At 55.8% G+C, this 19225-nt stretch carries 13 protein-coding genes; 12 read left to right on the forward strand and 1 reads right to left on the reverse strand.

Annotated elements, in window-relative coordinates; all coding sequences use genetic code 11:
* Positions 1-55: 55 nt before the first annotated feature.
* The 6 genes from HMPREF2605_RS02320 (at position 56) to tuf (ending at position 11642) form a co-directional block, all read left to right on the forward strand.
* Positions 56-3958 (forward strand): DNA-directed RNA polymerase subunit beta', encoded by a 3903-nt coding sequence (locus tag HMPREF2605_RS02320; RefSeq protein WP_044150206.1) that lies wholly within the window; start codon positions 56-58, stop codon positions 3956-3958.
* A 593-nt stretch (positions 3959-4551) separates the two neighbouring features.
* Positions 4552-6582: a neutral/alkaline non-lysosomal ceramidase N-terminal domain-containing protein gene (locus HMPREF2605_RS02325; protein ID WP_070846820.1), complete on the forward strand. Its 2031-nt coding sequence runs from the start codon at positions 4552-4554 to the stop codon at positions 6580-6582.
* A gap of 637 nt (positions 6583-7219) precedes the next feature.
* Positions 7220-7594 (forward strand): 30S ribosomal protein S12, encoded by a 375-nt coding sequence (gene rpsL / locus HMPREF2605_RS02330; protein ID WP_005504939.1) that lies wholly within the window; start codon positions 7220-7222, stop codon positions 7592-7594.
* Positions 7594-8064, forward strand: coding sequence for a 30S ribosomal protein S7 (gene rpsG / locus HMPREF2605_RS02335; protein WP_005504941.1), 471 nt, complete (start codon positions 7594-7596; stop codon positions 8062-8064). The genes rpsL and rpsG overlap by 1 nt, the downstream gene beginning before the upstream one ends.
* 72 nt (positions 8065-8136) lie before the next feature.
* Positions 8137-10251, forward strand: coding sequence for an elongation factor G (gene fusA / locus HMPREF2605_RS02340; protein WP_049347282.1), 2115 nt, complete (start codon positions 8137-8139; stop codon positions 10249-10251).
* A 200-nt stretch (positions 10252-10451) separates the two neighbouring features.
* Positions 10452-11642 (forward strand): elongation factor Tu, encoded by a 1191-nt coding sequence (gene tuf, locus HMPREF2605_RS02345; RefSeq protein ID WP_005508397.1) that lies wholly within the window; start codon positions 10452-10454, stop codon positions 11640-11642.
* A 586-nt stretch (positions 11643-12228) separates the two neighbouring features.
* On the opposite strand, the gene HMPREF2605_RS02350 is transcribed toward tuf, so the two are convergent.
* Positions 12229-15558: a Fe2+/Zn2+ uptake regulation protein gene (locus tag HMPREF2605_RS02350; protein WP_246828151.1), complete on the reverse strand. Its 3330-nt coding sequence runs from the start codon at positions 15556-15558 to the stop codon at positions 12229-12231.
* A gap of 576 nt (positions 15559-16134) precedes the next feature.
* On the opposite strand from HMPREF2605_RS02350, the gene rpsJ reads away from it, so the two are divergent.
* The 6 genes from rpsJ to rpsS are packed head-to-tail and all read left to right on the forward strand — an operon-like array spanning position 16135 to position 19210.
* Positions 16135-16443 carry a 30S ribosomal protein S10 gene (rpsJ, locus tag HMPREF2605_RS02355; protein WP_004005287.1) on the forward strand — a complete coding sequence of 103 codons (309 nt, stop codon included), beginning with the start codon at positions 16135-16137 and terminating at the stop codon, positions 16441-16443.
* A gap of 13 nt (positions 16444-16456) precedes the next feature.
* Entirely contained in the window at positions 16457-17113 is a 657-nt protein-coding gene (gene rplC / locus HMPREF2605_RS02360; RefSeq protein ID WP_005504955.1) for a 50S ribosomal protein L3, read from the forward strand.
* A gap of 6 nt (positions 17114-17119) precedes the next feature.
* Positions 17120-17737, forward strand: a complete 618-nt coding sequence (gene rplD, locus HMPREF2605_RS02365; protein ID WP_005504957.1) for a 50S ribosomal protein L4 — start codon at positions 17120-17122, stop codon at positions 17735-17737.
* Entirely contained in the window at positions 17737-18039 is a 303-nt protein-coding gene (gene rplW / locus HMPREF2605_RS02370) for a 50S ribosomal protein L23 (RefSeq protein WP_005504959.1), read from the forward strand. The genes rplD and rplW overlap by 1 nt, the downstream gene beginning before the upstream one ends.
* Positions 18040-18079: 40 nt before the next feature.
* Entirely contained in the window at positions 18080-18916 is an 837-nt protein-coding gene (gene rplB / locus HMPREF2605_RS02375; RefSeq protein WP_005504961.1) for a 50S ribosomal protein L2, read from the forward strand.
* A 12-nt stretch (positions 18917-18928) separates the two neighbouring features.
* On the forward strand, positions 18929-19210 hold the full coding sequence (rpsS, locus tag HMPREF2605_RS02380) for a 30S ribosomal protein S19 (protein WP_004005282.1): 282 nt from the start codon (positions 18929-18931) through the stop codon (positions 19208-19210).
* The last annotated feature ends 15 nt before the right edge of the window (positions 19211-19225 follow it).

The following is a 19225-nucleotide window of genomic DNA, read 5'->3' on the forward strand; positions in this document are numbered from 1 at the left end:
TTCCCGCCCGCTAACCCAAGTCTTCAGAAACTTACAGAAAGAGATTAGGACCGATATGTCCAACGAATCTTCGCTTGGTTTGATGCGAATTGGCCTCGCCACCGCCGACGACATCCGTCGTTGGTCTTTTGGTGAGGTTAAGAAGCCCGAGACCATCAACTACCGTACCCTGAAGCCCGAGAAGGACGGTCTCTTCGACGAGCGTATCTTCGGCCCCACCAAGGACTGGGAGTGCTACTGCGGTAAGTACAAGCGCGTGCGCTTCAAGGGCATTGTGTGTGAGCGCTGTGGTGTTGAGGTGACCCGCTCTAAGGTACGTCGTGAGCGTATGGGCCACATTGAGCTGGCTGCTCCTGTTACCCACATTTGGTACTTCAAGGGTGTTCCTTCCCGTCTGGGTTACCTGCTGGATCTGGCTCCGAAGGACCTGGAGAAGGTCATTTACTTCGCTGCGTACATGATCACTAAGGTTGATGAGGAAGCTCGTCACGAGGACCTGCCGATGCTGCAGGCTGCTCACGACCGCGAGAAGCAGGAGCTTGAGGCTGCTCTGAACGCTGATGTGAACGCTATCAGCCGTGAGGTTGAGGCTGAGCTGGCTCGTATTGAGGCAGAGGGCGGCAAGGCTGCTGAGAAGCGTAAGCTGCGTGATAACGCTGAGCGTCAGCTCGCGTCGGTGCGTAAGCGTTACGAGCGTGAGGCTGAGCACCTGGATCGTGTGTGGGATCGCTTCAAGAACCTGAAGGTCGCTGACCTTGAGGGTGACGAGGCTCTGTACCGTTCCATGATTGATAAGTACGGCATGTACTTTGAGGGTGCGATGGGCGCAGAGGCTATTAAGAAGCGTCTGGAGTCCTTCGACTTGGAGGCTGAGTCTGAGGCTCTGAAGGAGATTATTCAGACCGGTAAGGGTCAGAAGAAGACCCGTGCTCTGAAGCGTCTGAAGGTTGTTAACGCCTTCTTGACCACTAACAACTCTCCGCTGGGTATGGTCCTGGATGTTGTTCCGGTTATTCCGCCGGAACTGCGCCCGATGGTTCAGCTGGACGGTGGCCGCTTCGCGACTTCCGACCTGAACGACCTGTACCGTCGTGTGATTAACCGTAATAACCGTTTGAAGCGTCTGCTGGAGCTGGGTGCTCCCGAGATTATCGTGAACAACGAGAAGCGTATGCTGCAGGAAGCTGTGGACTCGTTGTTCGATAACGGTCGTCGCGGTCGCCCGGTGACCGGCCCCGGTAACCGCCCCCTGAAGTCTCTGTCTGACATGCTGAAGGGTAAGCAGGGTCGTTTCCGTCAGAACCTGCTCGGTAAGCGTGTTGACTACTCGGGTCGTTCCGTGATTGTGGTTGGTCCTCAGCTGCAGATGCACCAGTGTGGTCTGCCCAAGCAGATGGCGCTGGAGCTGTTCAAGCCCTTCGTTATGAAGCGTCTGGTGGAGCTGAGCCACGCTCAGAACATTAAGAGCGCTAAGCGTATGGTTGAGCGTTTCCGCCCGCAGGTTTGGGACGTTCTGGAAGAGGTTATTGCTGAGCACCCGGTTCTGCTGAACCGTGCACCTACTCTGCACCGCCTCGGTATTCAGGCGTTTGAGCCGAAGCTGGTTGAGGGTAAGGCTATTCAGCTGCACCCGCTGGTTTGCTCCGCGTTCAACGCTGACTTCGATGGTGACCAGATGGCAGTTCATCTGCCGCTGTCTCCTGAGGCTCAGGCTGAGGCTCGTATCCTCATGCTGTCCTCGAACAACATCCTGAAGCCGTCGGATGGCCGCCCTGTGGCTGTTCCTTCGCAGGATATGATCATTGGTCTGTACCACCTGACTACTCCTCGCGATGGTCAGAAGAACGAGGGTCATGCATTCTCCTCGGTGTCTGAGGCTCTGATGGCGATGGATCGTCACGAGATTGAGCTGTACACCAAGGTGAAGATTCGCCTTGATGGTGACCAGTTTGTTGCTCCCGAGGATTGGGAAGCACCGGAGGGTTACCAGCCCGGCGATTCTGTGCTGCTGGACTGCACTGTTGGTCAGGTTCTGTTCAACCAGGCTCTGCCGAAGGATTACCCCTGGTTCTCCGGTGTGGCAGATAAGAAGGGTCTGGGTAGCCTGATTAATGATCTGGCTGAGCGTTACCCGATGGATGTTGTGGCTCGTGCCCTGGATAACCTGAAGAACTCCGGTTTCTACTGGGCTTCTCGTTCGGGCGTGACCGTGGCTGTTTCCGATATTGCTACTCCTTCTGAGAAGCCGGCAATTATGGAGCGCTACGAGAAGCAGGCTGCTGCAATTGAGGACGACTTCGAGATTGGTACCATCGATGACGAAGAGCGTCGTCAGGAGCTGATTAAGGTTTGGACCGAGGCTACCGACGTGGTTGCAGAGGCTATGCGTGAGAACTTGAGCTCTCACGGTGGTCTGAACACCATTTACCGTATGGTGACCTCCGGTGCACGTGGTAACTGGATGCAGGTCCGTCAGATTGCGGGTATCCGTGGTCTGGTGTCGAACCCGAAGGGTGAGATTATGCCTCGCCCGATTAAGTCCTCGTACCGTGAGGGCCTGTCGGTTCTGGAGTACTTCATCGCGACCCACGGTGCACGTAAGGGTCTGGCTGATACCGCGCTGCGTACCGCTAACTCGGGTTACCTGACTCGTCGTCTGGTGGACGTTTCGCAGGACGTTATCGTTCGCGAGCACGACTGTGGCACTCGCCGCGGTTTGGTTCTGCCTCTGATTGATGAGGATGGCGGTCTGCACCAGGATGTTGAGACTTCAATTCACGGTCGTACCCTTGCGGTTGACGTGAAGGATGAGGCTGGCAACGTTCTGGCTGCTGCTGGCTCCGATGTCTCTGATGAGCTCATCGAGAAGCTCTTCAAGGCAGGCGTGAAGGATGTTCGCGTCCGTTCGGTTCTGACCTGTGAGTCCGCTATTGGTGTGTGTGCACTGTGCTACGGTCGTTCGATGGCTTCGAACGTGCTGGTGGACATTGGTGAGGCTGTTGGTATTATTGCGGCTCAGTCGATTGGTGAGCCCGGTACCCAGCTGACCATGCGTACCTTCCACACCGGTGGTGTGGCTTCGGCTGACGATATTACTCAGGGTCTGCCCCGTATTCAGGAGCTGTTCGAGGCTCGTACCCCCAAGGGTGTTGCCCCGATTTCTGAGGTGTCTGGTCGCGTGACCATTGAGGATACCGAGAAGTCCTACAAGATTGTGGTGACCCCGGACGATGGTTCCGAGCCCCAGTCCTACACTGTTCTGCGTCGTGCAGCTTCTAAGCTGCAGAACGGCGATCACGTTCAGGTTGGCGATCAGCTGGCTACCGGTTCTGTTGATCCGAAGGAGGTTCTGCGTATTCGTGGTCCTCGTGAGGCTCAGAAGCACCTGGTGAGCGAGGTTCAGGGCGTGTACAAGTCGCAGGGTGTGGAAATCCACGACAAGCACGTTGAGGTTATTGTTCGCCAGATGCTACGTCGCGTGACCGTGATTGAGTCCGGTGATACCGATCTGCTGCCTGGTGAGCTGGTTGATAACATTGCTTTCCAGACTGCTAACCGCAAGGCACTGGTTGAGGGCAAGAAGCCCGCAGCTGGCCGTCCGGAAATGATGGGTATTACCAAGGCTTCGCTGGCTACCGAGTCCTGGCTGTCGGCGGCCTCCTTCCAGGAGACCACCCGTGTCCTGACTCAGGCTGCTATGGAGGCGAAGACTGACCCGCTGCTCGGCCTGAAGGAGAACGTGATTATCGGTAAGCTGGTTCCCGCCGGTACCGGTCTGGCACGTTACAACGATATTGAGGTTGAGCCCAGCGCCCAGGCTACTGCTGAGCGTATGCAGGCTCTGGACACTTTCGGTGGTTACCAGAGCGCGTTCCAGATGGATAACGAGGTGTACACTTACGGCAACGGCGGCTTTATGGCTGTTTCGCTGGATGAGTACGGTCGTGGTCTGGACTAAGGCTTCTGCCGTGAGGGGTAGGTTGAGGGTTTAGAGCCCCGGCCTGGTCCTTGATAAAGAACGCGGATACTCGAGTTTGTCTCGGGTATCCGCGTTCTTTGTTTAACGAATGGGTGGGGGAGGGGCGTCTTTCTTTTAAGTGGTACTTTAATATTCTTTATCCTTCAGGGGAAGGTTTCATATTTTTTGCCTAGTGGGCGAATTTATTTATAAAAAAATCATTGGAGCGCATTATTTTTCAAACCGGGAAAATTTCTTGGCTGGGCAAGAAATTAGATGATGATCAAATATTGTGAGACCCCTTGTAATTCGCCCTAATAATGCCATATATAGAACACTTACTCGTTTTTCTTTGGGGTATATAAAGAATAAATATTCTATATTTGAACAATGCTAATTCAACTTGGAAAGCCCTTTGACTAGGTTCTATTCTTGAAAGCATGCATATCACTCCATTCACTTCCGGACGGGTGACTACTGGTGGCACCCAACTGTCTTCCGGAACGGTACAGCCTCACGAATCTGAACAGAATCCCTCCTCGACTGCAGGTGGGCAAAAGCGCTCCTCTGTCTTTTCGCGCTTTAAAGCACCCATGCATTCTCTAACTCGCATTGGTGCAGCGTGCCTTATTGCGGCATCCGCAATTCTTCCCGCTGGCCAGATTGCGACGGCAGCTCCTTCCTCTCAGCGCTCCAGTGCTACCCCCTACCTGGTTGGTGCAGGTGCGGCGGATATTACCGGTGAGCCCGGTGAGGTCGGCTTCATGGGTTACGGTGAGACCTCTCAGAAGGGTAGCGGTGTGCATACTCGCCAGTACGCACGCGCTTTCATTGCTGTGGATCGAGCCTCGGGTAAGCGCAACCTCATTGTTGTACTCGATACGTTGACCAGTTGGCAGTCTTTGCGTGATGAGCTGGTGAAGCGTATCCGCGCTGAGTTTGGTTCTGTGTACGATGAATCGAACATTATGATTACTGCAACCCACACTCACGCAACTCCTGGCGGTATCACGCACCAGAGCCTGTACAACATTACAACTCTGGGTTTCCATCAGGACACGTTTAATGCACAGGTAGATGGGTCACTGAAGGCGATTCGCCAGGCGACGAAGGACCTTGCGCCCGGTAACCTGACGATTTCTTCTTCAAAGCTGACTGGTGTCGGTGTTAACCGTTCTCGCGAGGCGTTCAACCTGGACTCTCCTGAGATTCGCTCTAAGCTGCCCGGCGGTACCGATCCGACCAATATGACTCTGCGTCTGGAGCGCAACGGTAAGACTCGTGCGGTGTTGAACTGGTATGCGATTCATCCGACGTCTTTGACCTCGAAGAATACTCTGATTTCGAGTGATAACAAGGGTTATGCGGAGTATCTGCTGGAGACTCAGGATCATGGTGTTGATCGCAATGTTCCCGGTAGCGGTGATGGTTTCGTTGCGGCGTTTGCAAATGCTAATGCTGGTGATGTTTCCCCGAATACTTGGTTGAGGCCTGGTCAGGGTCCCACTAATGACCAGTTCAAGAATGTGAAGATTCAGGGTGAGAAGCAGGCTAATGCTGTGCGTTCTCAGCTCAAGAGCGCGGGTACTCCGGTGGGTAAGGGTCTGGATTCGCGTATTTCGTACTTCAATTTCTCGGGTATGAACGTGGATGCCAAGTACACCGGTAGCGGCCATAATGAGCGCACCTGCCAGGGCTTCCTGGGTACTTCGTTTGGTGCCGGCTCCACTGAGGATGGCGGCGGTGGCTGGGATGCCTATAAGGAAGGCTCTGGTCGCCCCTCTATTCTGGGTACTTTGGTGTTCACTCCGAGCGCCGCGCAGGCGCGTTGCCAGCAGCCGAAGGGTATTCTCTTCTCTGCAAAAAATGGAACGATCATTCAGGAAAAGTATCCGGTGCAGATTATGCGCTTCGGTGACTACTACCTGCTGGGTATGCCCGGTGAGTTCACCGGTGCGGTAGGTGTGCAATACCGCCAGGATGCTGCCAAGCTTTTCGGTGTTCCCGAATCGCATATTATTCTGCAGGGCTACACCAACGCCTACGACCACTACGTGACGACTCCTGAAGAATATGACTCTCAGCAGTATGAAGGTGGCGCGACCCTCTTCGGTCGTTACACCTCCAGCGCGTTCCGCCAGACCATTAATATTGTCGGAACCTCGCTGAAGAACGGTACCCCTCTGAGTATTGGTGACCGTCCGAATGATCGTCGCCCGGTAGCGAGTCTGCAGGGTAAGGTCGTCTACGATACCCCCATGTTCGGTGTGCGTTACGGCCAGGTCACTCAGCAGCCTCAGGACGCTATTGCCGGCCGCGAAGAGGTGACTGCTCGTTTTGCGGGTGCTCACCCGAATAACAATATTCATCACGACGGTAGCTATTTCGTGATTGAGCGTCGTGTGGGTAATACCTGGAAGTACTACACCGCCGATAACAACCCGGATACCTTCTTTGAATGGAAGCGCATTGGCGTTTCGGCGTCTCAGGTGACGGTTCGCTGGAAGGTGCCGGCTAATACTCCTAAGGGGCAGTACCGCATCCGCTACTACGGCAATGCTAAGAAGAATTCGAAGACTATCACCCCGTTTGAGGGGCAGACTCGAGTCTTCCAGGTGGCGTAGTCCAGTAGCTGCTGTGGCGGACCTATAACTGAATATTCTCTTGCGGGAGGCGGGCGCGGTTCTGTGCTCGCCTCCCGCAAGTATTGAAGCCGTCAAGAATCGTGTGTGTGATTCTTGGCGGCTTTCTGCTTTGGATCGCCTCAGAGAGGGTGCAGGGGAGGGGTGAATCCCAACAATGTAATTTAAGTGAGGCAAATCATTAGCTTTTACCCTTGGATGGGGGCTTAAAAGCAAAGAATCTCCGCTCTGGCGCTAGATTAAGCGGGATTTAACCTGTATAGTCTTATCCGAAGTACTTGAGCTCGGTGCACAAGGATCCACCCCCGGTGGGTTTACGCGGGATATTTCCCGAGGGCACGGGCATGATGAATCAATGGCAGTATGGATACCGTCCTTTGGCGTTGCTTTTTGCTGACGCCTAAATGCCATTTTTAAGCGTGCCCAAAAACTTTTTCACCTCTGATGGTGGGGAATTTTAGCCCTGAGAACTCGCCGAGATGTCGAGGAACCTATAGAAACCAACCGGATATGCATCCGAGCGTTTCTGATAACCGAGAGCACCCATCCAACGTGATGGGGGCCAGTAAGTTTATACGGGCTTCTCTAACGAGAAACCTGATCAAGCAACGGAGAAAACGTGCCTACTATTCAGCAGCTGGTCCGCAAGGGCCGGACTCCCAAGGTCGTTAAGACCAAGGCGCCCGCACTGAAGGGCAACCCCATGAAGCGTGGCGTGTGCACCCGTGTGTACACCACCACCCCGAAGAAGCCGAACTCGGCACTGCGTAAGGTCGCTCGTGTCAAGCTCAACGGCGGCGTCGAGGTTACCGCATACATCCCCGGTGAGGGTCACAACCTGCAGGAGCACTCGATTGTGCTCGTTCGCGGTGGTCGTGTGAAGGACCTCCCCGGTGTTCGCTACAAGATCGTTCGTGGCGCTCTGGATACCCAGGGTGTTAAGGGTCGCGGCCAGGCTCGCTCCCGCTACGGCGCTAAGAAGGAGAAGAAGTAATGCCTCGTAAGGGTCCCGCTCCCAAGCGTCCCCTCGTAAACGATCCTGTTTACGGTTCCGCTCTGGTCACCCAGCTGATCAACAAGGTTCTGCTGGACGGCAAGAAGTCCGTCGCAGAGCGCATCGTCTACGGTGCCCTGGAGGGTGTCGAGAAGAAGACCGGTTCTGACCCGGTCGCAACCCTGAAGAAGGCTATGGACAACATTAAGCCTTCTCTCGAGGTTCGCTCCCGCCGCGTTGGCGGTGCAACCTACCAGGTTCCGGTTGAGGTTCGCCCCGGCCGTTCCACCGCTCTGGCTCTTCGCTGGCTCGTTGGCTTCTCCAAGCAGCGCCGCGAGAAGACCATGACTGAGCGTCTGATGAACGAGATCCTGGATGCATCCAATGGTCTCGGTGCCGCTGTGAAGCGTCGCGAGGACACTCACAAGATGGCCGAGTCCAACAAGGCCTTCGCACACTACCGCTGGTAATTCTCCGTTTAGAGCCTGCCGAGTCGATTCGAGTCGGCAGGCTTTCGGAGTATCTCATTTAGGGAGAATAACGTGGCACTTGACGTGTTCACCGACCTTAACAAGGTCCGCAACATCGGTATTATGGCGCACATCGACGCCGGTAAGACCACCACCACTGAGCGCATTCTGTTCTACACCGGTATTAACCACAAGATTGGTGAGACTCACGACGGCGCTTCCACCATGGACTGGATGGCTCAGGAGCAGGAGCGAGGTATTACCATTACCTCCGCAGCAACCACCTGCTTCTGGAAGGACAACCAGATCAACATTATCGACACCCCCGGTCACGTCGACTTCACCGTTGAGGTTGAGCGCTCCCTGCGCGTCCTCGACGGCGCAGTTGCTGTGTTCGACGGCAAGGAAGGTGTTGAGCCCCAGTCTGAGACCGTTTGGCGCCAGGCTGACAAGTACGATGTCCCCCGTATCTGCTTCGTCAACAAGATGGACAAGATGGGTGCTGACTTCTACTTCACCGTTCAGACCATCATCGACCGCCTGGGCGCACGCCCGCTGGTTGTTCAGCTCCCCATCGGCGCTGAGAGCGACTTCCTCGGTGTTGTTGACCTGCTCGAAATGAAGGCATACGTCTGGCCCGGCGACGCCAAGGGTGACGTGACCATGGGCTCCTCTTACGAGGTTCAGGACATTCCTGCTGACCTGGTTGAGAAGGCTGAACAGTACCGCGCTGAGCTGGTTGAGGCTGTTGCTGAGGCTAGCGAAGAGCTCATGGAGAAGTACCTCGAAGAGGGCGAGCTGACCATCCCCGAGATTAAGGCTGGTATCCGTCAGCTGGTTATCTCCGGTGAGGCATTCCCCGTTCTCTGTGGTTCTGCATTCAAGAACCGCGGTGTTCAGCCCATGCTGGACGCTGTGATCGAGTACCTGCCCTCCCCGCTGGACGTTCCGGACGTTGTCGGCTCCAACCCCTCCAACGAGGAAGAGAAGCTGACCCGTAAGGCATCCGCTGAGGAGCCCTTCGCAGCACTGGCGTTCAAGGTTGCAGCTCACCCGTTCTATGGTCAGCTGACCTACACCCGTGTGTACTCCGGTACCGCAGCTCAGGGCCAGCAGGTTCTGAACTCCACCAAGGGTAAGAAGGAGCGCATCGGTAAGCTCTTCCAGATGCACTCCAACAAGGAGAACCCTGTTGAGGAGATCACCGCAGGTCACATTTACGCTGCAATCGGTCTGAAGGACACCACCACCGGTGACACCCTGTGCGACCCCGCACACCCGATTGTTCTCGAGTCGATGACCTTCCCCGATCCCGTGATCTTCGTGGCTATCGAGCCCAAGACCAAGGGTGACCAGGAGAAGATGTCCACCGCTATCCAGAAGCTCTCCGCTGAGGACCCCACCTTCACCGTTTCGCTGAACGAAGAAACCGGTCAGACCGAAATTGGTGGTATGGGTGAGCTGCACCTGGACATCATCGTTGACCGTATGAAGCGTGAGTTCAAGGTTGAGGCTAACGTTGGTAAGCCTCAGGTTGCTTACCGCGAGACCATCAAGAAGGCAGTCGAGAAGGTCGACTACACCCACAAGAAGCAGACCGGTGGTTCCGGTCAATTCGCAAAGGTGCAGGTCTCCTTCGAGCCCCTGCCCCTGGATGGCGAAGAGCTGTACGAGTTCGAGGACAAGGTCACCGGTGGCCGCGTTCCTCGCGAGTACATCCCCTCGGTCGACGCTGGTATCCAGGACGCTATGAAGTTCGGTGTCCTCGCTGGCTACCCGATGGTGGGCGTGAAGGCAACCCTGATCGACGGTGCTTACCACGACGTCGACTCCTCCGAAATGGCGTTCAAGATCGCTGGTTCGATGGTCTTCAAGGAAGGCGCTAAGCGCGCTAACCCGGTCCTGCTCGAGCCGCTGATGGACGTTGAGGTTCGTACCCCCGAGGAGTACATGGGCGACGTTATCGGCGACCTGAACTCCCGCCGTGGCCAGGTTCGTTCCATGGAGGACGCATCCGGCGTTAAGATCATCAAGGCTATCGTGCCCCTGACCGAAATGTTCGGTTACATTGGCGACCTGCGTGGCAAGACCCAGGGTCGTGCAGTGTTCTCGATGGCATTCGATAGCTACGGCGAGGTTCCCAAGAACGTCGCTGACGAGATCATCCAGAAGAGCCGCGGCGAGTAATTTTCGCGTCTCACCCGTGGGCCACGGGCTAAAAACCTGTGGCCCACGTCAAAATTTTCAATTAAATCCATTATTGAGAGCATGAACAGTTTCATCTCTGCGGCGTAATCCGCTATTGTAGACGCTAGACCGTTTTATAACGGGATGCGCCGGAGCGAAGATCCGCGTGCATGTTTTCAATCGTTCTAGGAGGAACACTCTTGGCTAAGGCTAAGTTCGAGCGCTCCAAGCCTCACGTTAACGTCGGTACCATTGGTCACGTTGACCACGGTAAGACCACCCTGACCGCAGCAATCTCCAAGGTTCTGGCTGACAAGTACCCGGACCTGAACGAGAAGCGCGACTTCGGTATGATCGACTCCGCTCCCGAGGAGCGCCAGCGCGGTATTACCATTAACATTGCTCACATCGAGTACCAGACCGAGAAGCGCCACTACGCACACGTTGACGCTCCCGGTCACGCTGACTACGTCAAGAACATGATTACCGGTGCGGCTCAGATGGACGGCGCAATCCTCGTGGTTGCAGCTACCGACGGCCCCATGGCACAGACCCGCGAGCACGTTCTGCTCGCTCGCCAGGTTGGCGTCCCCACCCTGCTGGTTGCACTGAACAAGGCAGACATGGTTGACGACGAAGAGCTCCTCGACCTCGTCGAGATGGAGGTCCGTGACCTCCTCTCCTCGCAGGAGTTCGACGGCGACAACGCTCCCGTTGTTCGCGTTTCCGCACTGAAGGCTCTCGAAGGCGACCCCGAGTGGGTTGCTAAGGTCGAGGAGCTCATGGACGCAGTCGACACCTACATTCCGGACCCCGTGCGTGAGAAGGACAAGCCCTTCCTCATGCCCATCGAGGACGTCTTCACCATCACCGGTCGTGGCACCGTTGTTACCGGTCGTGCAGAGCGCGGTACCCTGAAGATCAACTCCGAGGTCGAGATCGTCGGTATCCGCCCGATCCAGAAGACCACCGTTACCGGTATCGAGATGTTCCACAAGCAGCTCGACGAAGCATGGGCAGGCGAGAACTGTGGTCTGCTGCTGCGTGGTCTGAAGCGTGACGATGTTGAGCGTGGTCAGGTTGTCGTGGAGCCGGGCTCCATCACCCCCCACACCGAGTTCGAGGCAAACGTCTACATCCTCTCCAAGGATGAGGGTGGCCGTCACAACCCCTTCTACTCCAACTACCGTCCTCAGTTCTACTTCCGTACCACTGACGTGACCGGCGTTATCACCCTCCCCGAGGGCACCGAGATGGTTATGCCCGGTGACAACACCGAGATGACCGTTACCCTGATCCAGCCCATCGCAATGGAAGAGGGCCTCGGCTTCGCTATCCGTGAGGGTGGCCGCACCGTTGGTTCGGGTCGCGTTACCAAGATCATCAAGTAATTGCCGTAAGTTTACGACAATTCGCTAAAGATTTGCCGGAGGGGAAACTCTCCACCAGGTAGCGATACTCAAGGACCCCCGCATCTGCGGGGGTCCTTTTGTTATGCCCTTTTGTGGGTTGCTGAAGGCAGCAAAGAGGCAGGTATATCCCTCTCTGCTGGGAGAACCTCGTAACCACGTCCTGGGCGCTATAGACGCCCTTCAACAAGCTCTCAGCGCTATTGTGCGGCAGAAACCCACGCTAAAAGATAGGGGAGAAGATCGGATCCTCAGCGGTGAGGAGCCAATGGTGAGGAATCCTCAGAGCGGTAGCAGTATCGCACACCCGTGCCTCAGACCTGTAGCAGGGCATAGGGGAACAGATGCGCTGTCATTGGCTTACCGTTCTTGAACGCCCACACACTTTCAAGGAGCTGGCAAAAGGACGCGAGATAGACGTTGCAGATGCGAATAGGGTTTGCGGCCAAAGAAAAACGGTTCCCAGCCCGAAGGCTGGGAACCGCAATTCGAATGACTGCCCCTCGGAAGGGACATAGGTAATCCTACTACAGAATGCCGTAGGAATAGAAGCTATACGTGCTGATAGCTAGATGTTTTCCTCGTGGCGAGGCTCGTAGCCTTGCTGAGGAGCCGGGGGCTGCTGCATCTGGACATTGCTCTGAGGGTACATAACCGGCTGATTCTGAGGCGGCGGGAAGTCCTCAAGCTGCTCAGAACCCTGGTGCGGAGCTGCTGCATCCTCCTTGTTCTGTCGAACCAACAGACGCCAGATAACGCCGGCAATGAGCAGAATAGAGATAATCAGCAGAGTCAGCGGGTTCAGACCGTTGAGCAAAATTGCCAGGTCGAGGGTGACTAGCGCAGTTGCGATATAGGTCCAGACTCGGTCGAGCAGCAGAGCGCTCAGGAGAGTCAGGGCAATGCCGAGTACCAGCACCACGATATCCGGACCGTCAGCGGGAACTGCCCACGTTACCAGGGTGAGGAATACCTGCAGGCCCAAAGCCCAGTACAGAGGAGAATCCGATACCTGCGTATCTACAGGCCTCTTTGCGATGAAGTTCTTGAGGACCTTGGCGGCCACAACAGCCAGCATAATCAGGAGAGCAACCTCAAGAATGACGCTCAGAGGATTGGACTTCGAGTAATCAATGACCAGACGGGCAATGAAGAGGCTGAACGCCGTGGTGCAGACGATCGGCAGGTTCTTCGCCTTGGTGACAGACACGAAGGACAGAGCGCCTAGACCCCAGAGAAGTGCGTTGAGCTCCACCTGCCTGGGCTCAAAAACCAGCCCAACGAAAGTGTAGAATCCCAGCGTCGCCAGAGCGGGAATCATCAGCAGCGTATTGACCGGTGCATAGATACCCTGGCTCAGGGGACGACGAGACAGGAAACGCGCGTAGGGGGCACCCAACGGGCCGTGCATCGGCAAATCAACCATCGTATTACCAACCGGGACAGCGATGCGCGGACGAACATTAGCGTTCACACCGAAGACCTCAACCGGGAGCGTGACCTTCAGGACGAACAGGATGATGACGGCAATCAGAGCGTAGTAGCCCAGAAGAGTCATTTCCATTGTGCTTTCCCTCGTGTTGAAGAGATTCCACAGAGCACCGATGCAGAAAGTCGTGATGCTGATGGAGGCACCAATCTGCATGCGGGAGACCCTGAAGATAAGGGCAAGCACCCATACAGCGATGAAGATAGCAGGAGTTGCTACCGCGAACAGAAGATTATCAAAATCGCCAATGAAACGGCCTGCGCTCAGGACAGAACCAAGGGTGAAGAAAATCGCCGCCGCGTATGCTTCGTAGTTTCGCTTGGAGTACGCATAGAGTAGCACGCTGCACAGCGCCTGAACCGCCAGCAGTGCAAGTACGAGGAAGTCTACGAGCGATTCCTTCATATTGCCGGTGATTGCGAGCAGAATGACCGACCAGCAGATGGGGAATCGCGCAACGGTGAGTAGCTCCGAACGAATCGAAGAGCCAACCGGCATAAAGAAACCAAGCGCACCATAAACGACGGTTAGGAGCGCTGGCAGTGCTACAGCAATGTACTCCTTCTGCAAGTCGTACAGCAGGTAGTGTCGCGAGCCAATCGTCGCGATAAGCAGAGTCGCGTAGAACGCGATACGGACAAACATGACAAGCGTGGAGCGGAAGGAACCAACATCCGAAAGTCGTAGCGCGCGGGCCAGAATAAGAGCGCTCAGGACGCTCAAGAAGAGGACGGCACCCGAGAAGAGCGGGAAACCAACCCAGAATCGGCCATGTGCTCCGCCATCAGCATGGTTAGCTACGTACCCAACGAAGAGAGCAAAAACGCCCAAGAAGAGGTAGACCGACATCTCTACAAGACGGTAGCTTGCGTTCTGTACTGCAACGCCCTGAGAGAGGACAAAAGTCAGCAGCGCAATAGCGGCGCAGACCAACGCAAACATCAAAAGCGACTCAGAAGTCTGCATCTCAGGAATGAGAGCGAGGAAGAGCTGAATCATACCAATGGCATAACCGATGTTGCTCAGTACCGCTCCAGCGGTACGTGCCTCGGGAGCCTTAGCAGTGACCAGATAGATGACTACAGCCGCGGCAAAGAAGAGGTAGAACGTTCCCTGGTTGCCAGGGGAAGCATACATGCCAATGACCGGGATGAGCGCTACAAAACTCATGAGCACCAGAGGCTGAATTGCCTTGCGGTACAGCAAGAAACTGACAATGCAGAGGACACCAATAACCCAGGGCGCGGGGAAGACACCTTGATTACCCTCTGCATAGGGAAGGAAAGTGCTCCAGCGCGTTGCGTAGGTAACGCTATCAGCGACGTGAGCAGTGTAGAAGGCATCAAGGAGAGCAAAGAAGGAGAAGAATACGCCGACGCATGCGTCAATTGCCGGCAACCACTCTATCTTGCGAGCGGGTTGGTGAAGAGCTTCCTTCGCCCAGGGGATAGCCGGGGTGCTTTGCACCTGCTCGGACTGTTCAGCGGCAGCAGGAGCGGAACCAGCAATAGTCTTCTGCAGACGAGGAATAAATACGTAGGCAGAAATCAGGTTAACAACCAGAACAGAGACGAAGAAGATACTGGGGAACCACGGGCCGTGATCCGAGTCCATGATGAAGGAGAGAATGGATGCAATCGGGTAGATGCGTGCCTGGGCGTAGTAATCCGCCGTGCCGTTCAGCCAGGTGAACAGAATGGCGTGCACAGACATGACCGCAAAGGCAATACCTGCATCCGTGTAGCTCAGATCGTTGGTAAAGAAGAAAATGGCGACGGCAGTAGCCGGGACGAAAATACGGGAAGAATCAACAAGACCTTCGCGGATACCCTTCGGGGCAGCATTCGGGGCAAAGTGCAGAATCAAACCCAGAACAGTGGCAACGGCAGTCAGAGAAACGAAATACCAAACGAAAGGCAGAGCCGCCACCTTCGTAGCTGCCAACGAGTCCGAAACGATGAACGAAATCAGCAGGTACGCCATCACACGGTTACGCATGAGGGCGCAGGCTCCAACAATAGCTGCAGTGCCAACCAGAGACGTGAGGAGCCAGATGTAGCGTCCTTCAGTCCAAATCTTGAGGACATAGATAGCAACGCCGGTCAGAGGAATAAACGCAAGACCCGTTGCTGCAAAAGAGTAGGAGGCAATACGCAGGCGCTCTACGAAACGGTAGGTGAGCAGACCGGCTCCGTAGAAGACAATTGCTCCAAGCGCCATTGCGAGGACACGGAAGATAGCCGTTTCATCCTGAGAAGAAGTCACCGAGGTGACAAAAAGACCTGCAGCGCCGATGAGCAGGAGCGAGCCGATGTACAGAACAATATTGAGGAAGATATCCTCATTGACCCGGCGTCGATACGCAGGAGGCTGAGGATACGGACTCGATAGGGACGGGGGAACGTACAAGCCGAGACCTTGCGGCTGAGCATACTGAGGGCTCTGAGACGAAGAGTGAGAGCTAGAGGATGCCTGATGAGGTTGTGTCGGCTGAGACATGGTTTCTCCTTAGGCTGTAGTGATACTTCTACGATACGAGAGTCTTTAGACCTAAAAGCTTTATTAAGAGCAATAAAGCGCATGGAACTTACTGAAAGTAGATTGAAAGCTCCCTGAGAGTTACATTCAGGGAAGTGCCTCAAATTGACAAAGACAGTTAAGTGTTCTTAAGCACTTAACTCGTGTTTGTATTGCTTAAGCGCTCTATCTCTGAGAGAATTGACGACGTTGTCAAAGCGTCTACCTGCACTAAAGGTAGGCCCACGTATGACCCGGTCCGAAGGATGACGGGACGAGTATGTCTAGAAAATAGGCGACACGCCCGAGTTCGGGGGTCGGTACTCAGGCGGGGTGAGGAACCCGGCAAAGCCGGATTCAGTCCGTTCTGAGTGGCGCACGTGATGAATATATCGCGTTCCTTAAGCGCTATAACAAAGGGGCAAAAGCTCCGATACAGGGAATACATCAAGAAAGAGAGTCCGACAGATGGCGGGACAGAAAATCCGCATCCGTCTGAAGTCCTATGACCACGAGGTCATCGATTCTTCGGCACGGAAAATCGTCGAAACGGTAAAGGGCGCAGGCGCAACTGTAGTTGGCCCCGTGCCGCTGCCGACCGAGAAGAACGTTTACTGTGTTATCCGTTCTCCCCACAAGTACAAGGACAGCCGCGAGCACTTCGAGATGCGTACGCACAAGCGTCTGATCGACGTTGTTGATCCGACCCCCAAGGCTGTTGATGCCCTCATGCGTCTCGACCTGCCGGCAGACGTAAACATCGAGATCAAGCTGTAGAGGATCGCATCTAATGACTAACAAATTCGAGCGCCAGGTGAAGGGCCTGCTGGGCACCAAGCTCGGCATGACCCAGGTCTGGGACGAGGACGGCAAGTTCGTGCCCGTCACCGTCGTCAAGGCTGATTCTAACGTTGTTACCCAGATCCGTAACCAGGAAACTGACGGCTACGAAGCTGTTCAGATCGGTTTCGGTGCAATCGACTCTCGCAAGGTTACCAAGCCCCTGGCTGGTCACTTCGAGAAGGCCGGTGTTACCCCCCGTCGCCACATCGTCGAGCTGCGTACCGCAGATGCTTCTGAGTATTCCCTCGGTCAGGAACTGACCGTTGAGCTCTTCGAAGCAGGCCAGAAGGTCGACGTCGTTGGTAAGACCAAGGGTAAGGGCTTCGCAGGTGTTATGAAGCGTCACGGCTTCAAGGGTGTTGGCGCGTCTCACGGTCAGCACAAGAACCACCGTAAGCCCGGTTCCATCGGTGGCGCATCCTACCCCGCACGCGTGTTCAAGGGTATGCGCATGGCTGGCCGTATGGGCGCAGCACGTCACACTACCTTGAACCTGACTATCCAGGGTGTGGACGCAGAGAACAATGTCCTGCTGATCAAGGGCGCAATCCCCGGTCCCAAGGGCGGCGTTGTTCTGGTTCGTACCGCTGTGAAGGGAGCCTAATACATCATGGCTGTTAAGACCCTTAAGGTAGACCTGCCCGCAGAGATTTTCGACGCGCAGGCATCCGTGCCCCTGCTGCACCAGGTTGTCGTTGCACAGCTCGCTGCTGCACGCCAGGGCACCCACAAGACCAAGAACCGCGGCGAGGTTTCCGGTGCAGGCCGTAAGCCCTTCAAGCAGAAGGGTACCGGTAACGCACGTCAGGGCTCCATCCGTGCACCGCACATGACCGGCGGTGGCGTTGTTCACGGTCCGACCCCGCGTAACTACGCACAGCGCACCCCCAAGAAGATGATCGCCGCTGCACTGCGCGGTGCTCTCTCCGACCGCGCTCGTCACGACCGCGTCCACGTTGTCGAGAACTTCATCTCCGGTGAAACCCCCTCGACCAAGGCTGCAAAGGCTGCATTCGCAGCTATCACCGAGCGCAAGAACATCCTTCTTGTGATTGCTCGTGCAGAGGACGTTGTGGCTCTGTCCGCACGTAACCTGGAGAACGTCCACGTTCTGTACGCAGATCAGCTCAACACCTACGATGTGCTGGTTTCTGACGACGTGGTCTTCACCAAGGCAGCATTCGACGCATTCGTTGCTGCAGCTCAGAAGAAGGAGGGCGCTAAGTAATGAGCGTTTCCACCAAGTCTGTATACGACGTGATTATCGCTCCCGTCGTTTCCGAGAAGAGCTACGGTCAGCTCGACGAAGGTAAGTACACCTTCGAGGTCGCTACCGATTCCAACAAGCTGGAAATCAAGCAGGCCATCGAGAAGATCTTTGACGTCAAGGTTGCTTCCGTCAACACCATCAACCGTCAGGGCAAGCGCAAGCGCACCCGTTTCGGTTGGGGCGCTCGCAAGAACACCAAGCGTGCGATTGTGACCCTCAAGGAAGGCACCATCGACATCTTCGGCGGTCCGCAGGCATAAGCCCCGCGGAGACCACTTTAACGAAGGAAGAAATATCTAAATGGGTATTCGTAAGTACAAGCCGACGACCCCGGGTCGCCGCGGTTCGAGCGTTGCTGATTTCTCCGAGATCACCCGCTCCACCCCGGAAAAGTCCCTGCTTCGTCCGCTTCACAAGACCGGCGGCCGTAACAACACCGGCCGCATCACCACCCGTCACAAGGGTGGCGGCCACAAGCGCCAGTACCGTCTGATCGACTTCCGTCGTCACGACAAGGACGGCGTTAACGCACGCGTTGCACACATCGAGTACGATCCCAACCGTACCGCTCGCATCGCGCTGCTGCACTACTTCGATGGTTCCAAGCGCTACATCATCGCTCCGAACAAGCTCGCTCAGGGCGACATCGTCGAGTCCGGCCCCGCAGCTGACATCAAGCCCGGTAACAACCTGCCCCTGCGCAACATCCCCGTTGGTACCGTGATTCACTGTGTCGAGCTCCGCCCCGGCGGCGGCGCAAAGCTGGCTCGCTCCGCAGGTGCTTCTGTACAGCTGGTTGCTAAGGAAGGCAAGTACGGTCAGCTCCGTCTGCCCTCCGGCGAAATCCGCAACGTGGATGTTCGCTGCCGCGCAACCGTTGGTGAAGTTGGCAACGCTGAGCAGTCCAACATCAACTGGGGTAAGGCAGGCCGTAACCGCTGGAAGGGCATCCGCCCGACCGTCCGTGGTGTGGTCATGAACCCGGTTGACCACCCGCACGGTGGTGGTGAAGGTAAGACCTCCGGTGGTCGTCACCCGGTTAACCCCAACGGTAAGCCCGAGGGTCGTACCCGCCGTCCCAACAAGGAAAGCGACAAGCTCATCGTTCGTCGCCGTCGTACTGGCAAGAAGCGCTAAGGAGCCTGAAACATGCCTCGTAGTTTGAAGAAGGGCCCTTTCGTTGATCAGCACCTCTACCTGAAGGTTGCAGCTCAGAACGAGAAGGGCACCAAGAACGTAATCAAGACTTGGTCGCGTCGCTCGATGATTATCCCCGACATGCTCGGTCACACCATCGCAGTGTACGACGGTCGCAAGCACGTGCCGGTGTTCATCACCGAGTCGATGGTTGGTCACAAGCTCGGTGAGTTTGCTCCGACCCGCACTTTCCGCAGCCACGTGAAGGACGACCGTAAGGGCAAGCGTCGCTAATCGGTTCACACCGAT

It is taken from the genome of Rothia sp. HMSC065C03, assembly GCF_001837295.1.
Taxonomy (GTDB): Bacteria; Actinomycetota; Actinomycetes; order Actinomycetales; family Micrococcaceae; genus Rothia.

What these genes read in the sequence shown, in the direction of transcription:
- rplD (WP_005504957.1), top strand. Translation starts at nt 17,120, where the DNA reads ATGGCTGTTAAGACCCTTAAGGTAGACCTGCCCGCAGAGATTTTCGAC.
- rplB (WP_005504961.1), top strand. Translation starts at nt 18,080, where the DNA reads ATGGGTATTCGTAAGTACAAGCCGACGACCCCGGGTCGCCGCGGTTCG.
- rpsG (WP_005504941.1), top strand. Translation starts at nt 7,594, where the DNA reads ATGCCTCGTAAGGGTCCCGCTCCCAAGCGTCCCCTCGTAAACGATCCT.
- rplC (WP_005504955.1), top strand. Translation starts at nt 16,457, where the DNA reads ATGACTAACAAATTCGAGCGCCAGGTGAAGGGCCTGCTGGGCACCAAG.
- rpsS (WP_004005282.1), top strand. Translation starts at nt 18,929, where the DNA reads ATGCCTCGTAGTTTGAAGAAGGGCCCTTTCGTTGATCAGCACCTCTAC.
- rplW (WP_005504959.1), top strand. Translation starts at nt 17,737, where the DNA reads ATGAGCGTTTCCACCAAGTCTGTATACGACGTGATTATCGCTCCCGTC.
- HMPREF2605_RS02325 (WP_070846820.1), top strand. Translation starts at nt 4,552, where the DNA reads ATGCATTCTCTAACTCGCATTGGTGCAGCGTGCCTTATTGCGGCATCC.
- HMPREF2605_RS02320 (WP_044150206.1), top strand. Translation starts at nt 56, where the DNA reads ATGTCCAACGAATCTTCGCTTGGTTTGATGCGAATTGGCCTCGCCACC.
- rpsJ (WP_004005287.1), top strand. Translation starts at nt 16,135, where the DNA reads ATGGCGGGACAGAAAATCCGCATCCGTCTGAAGTCCTATGACCACGAG.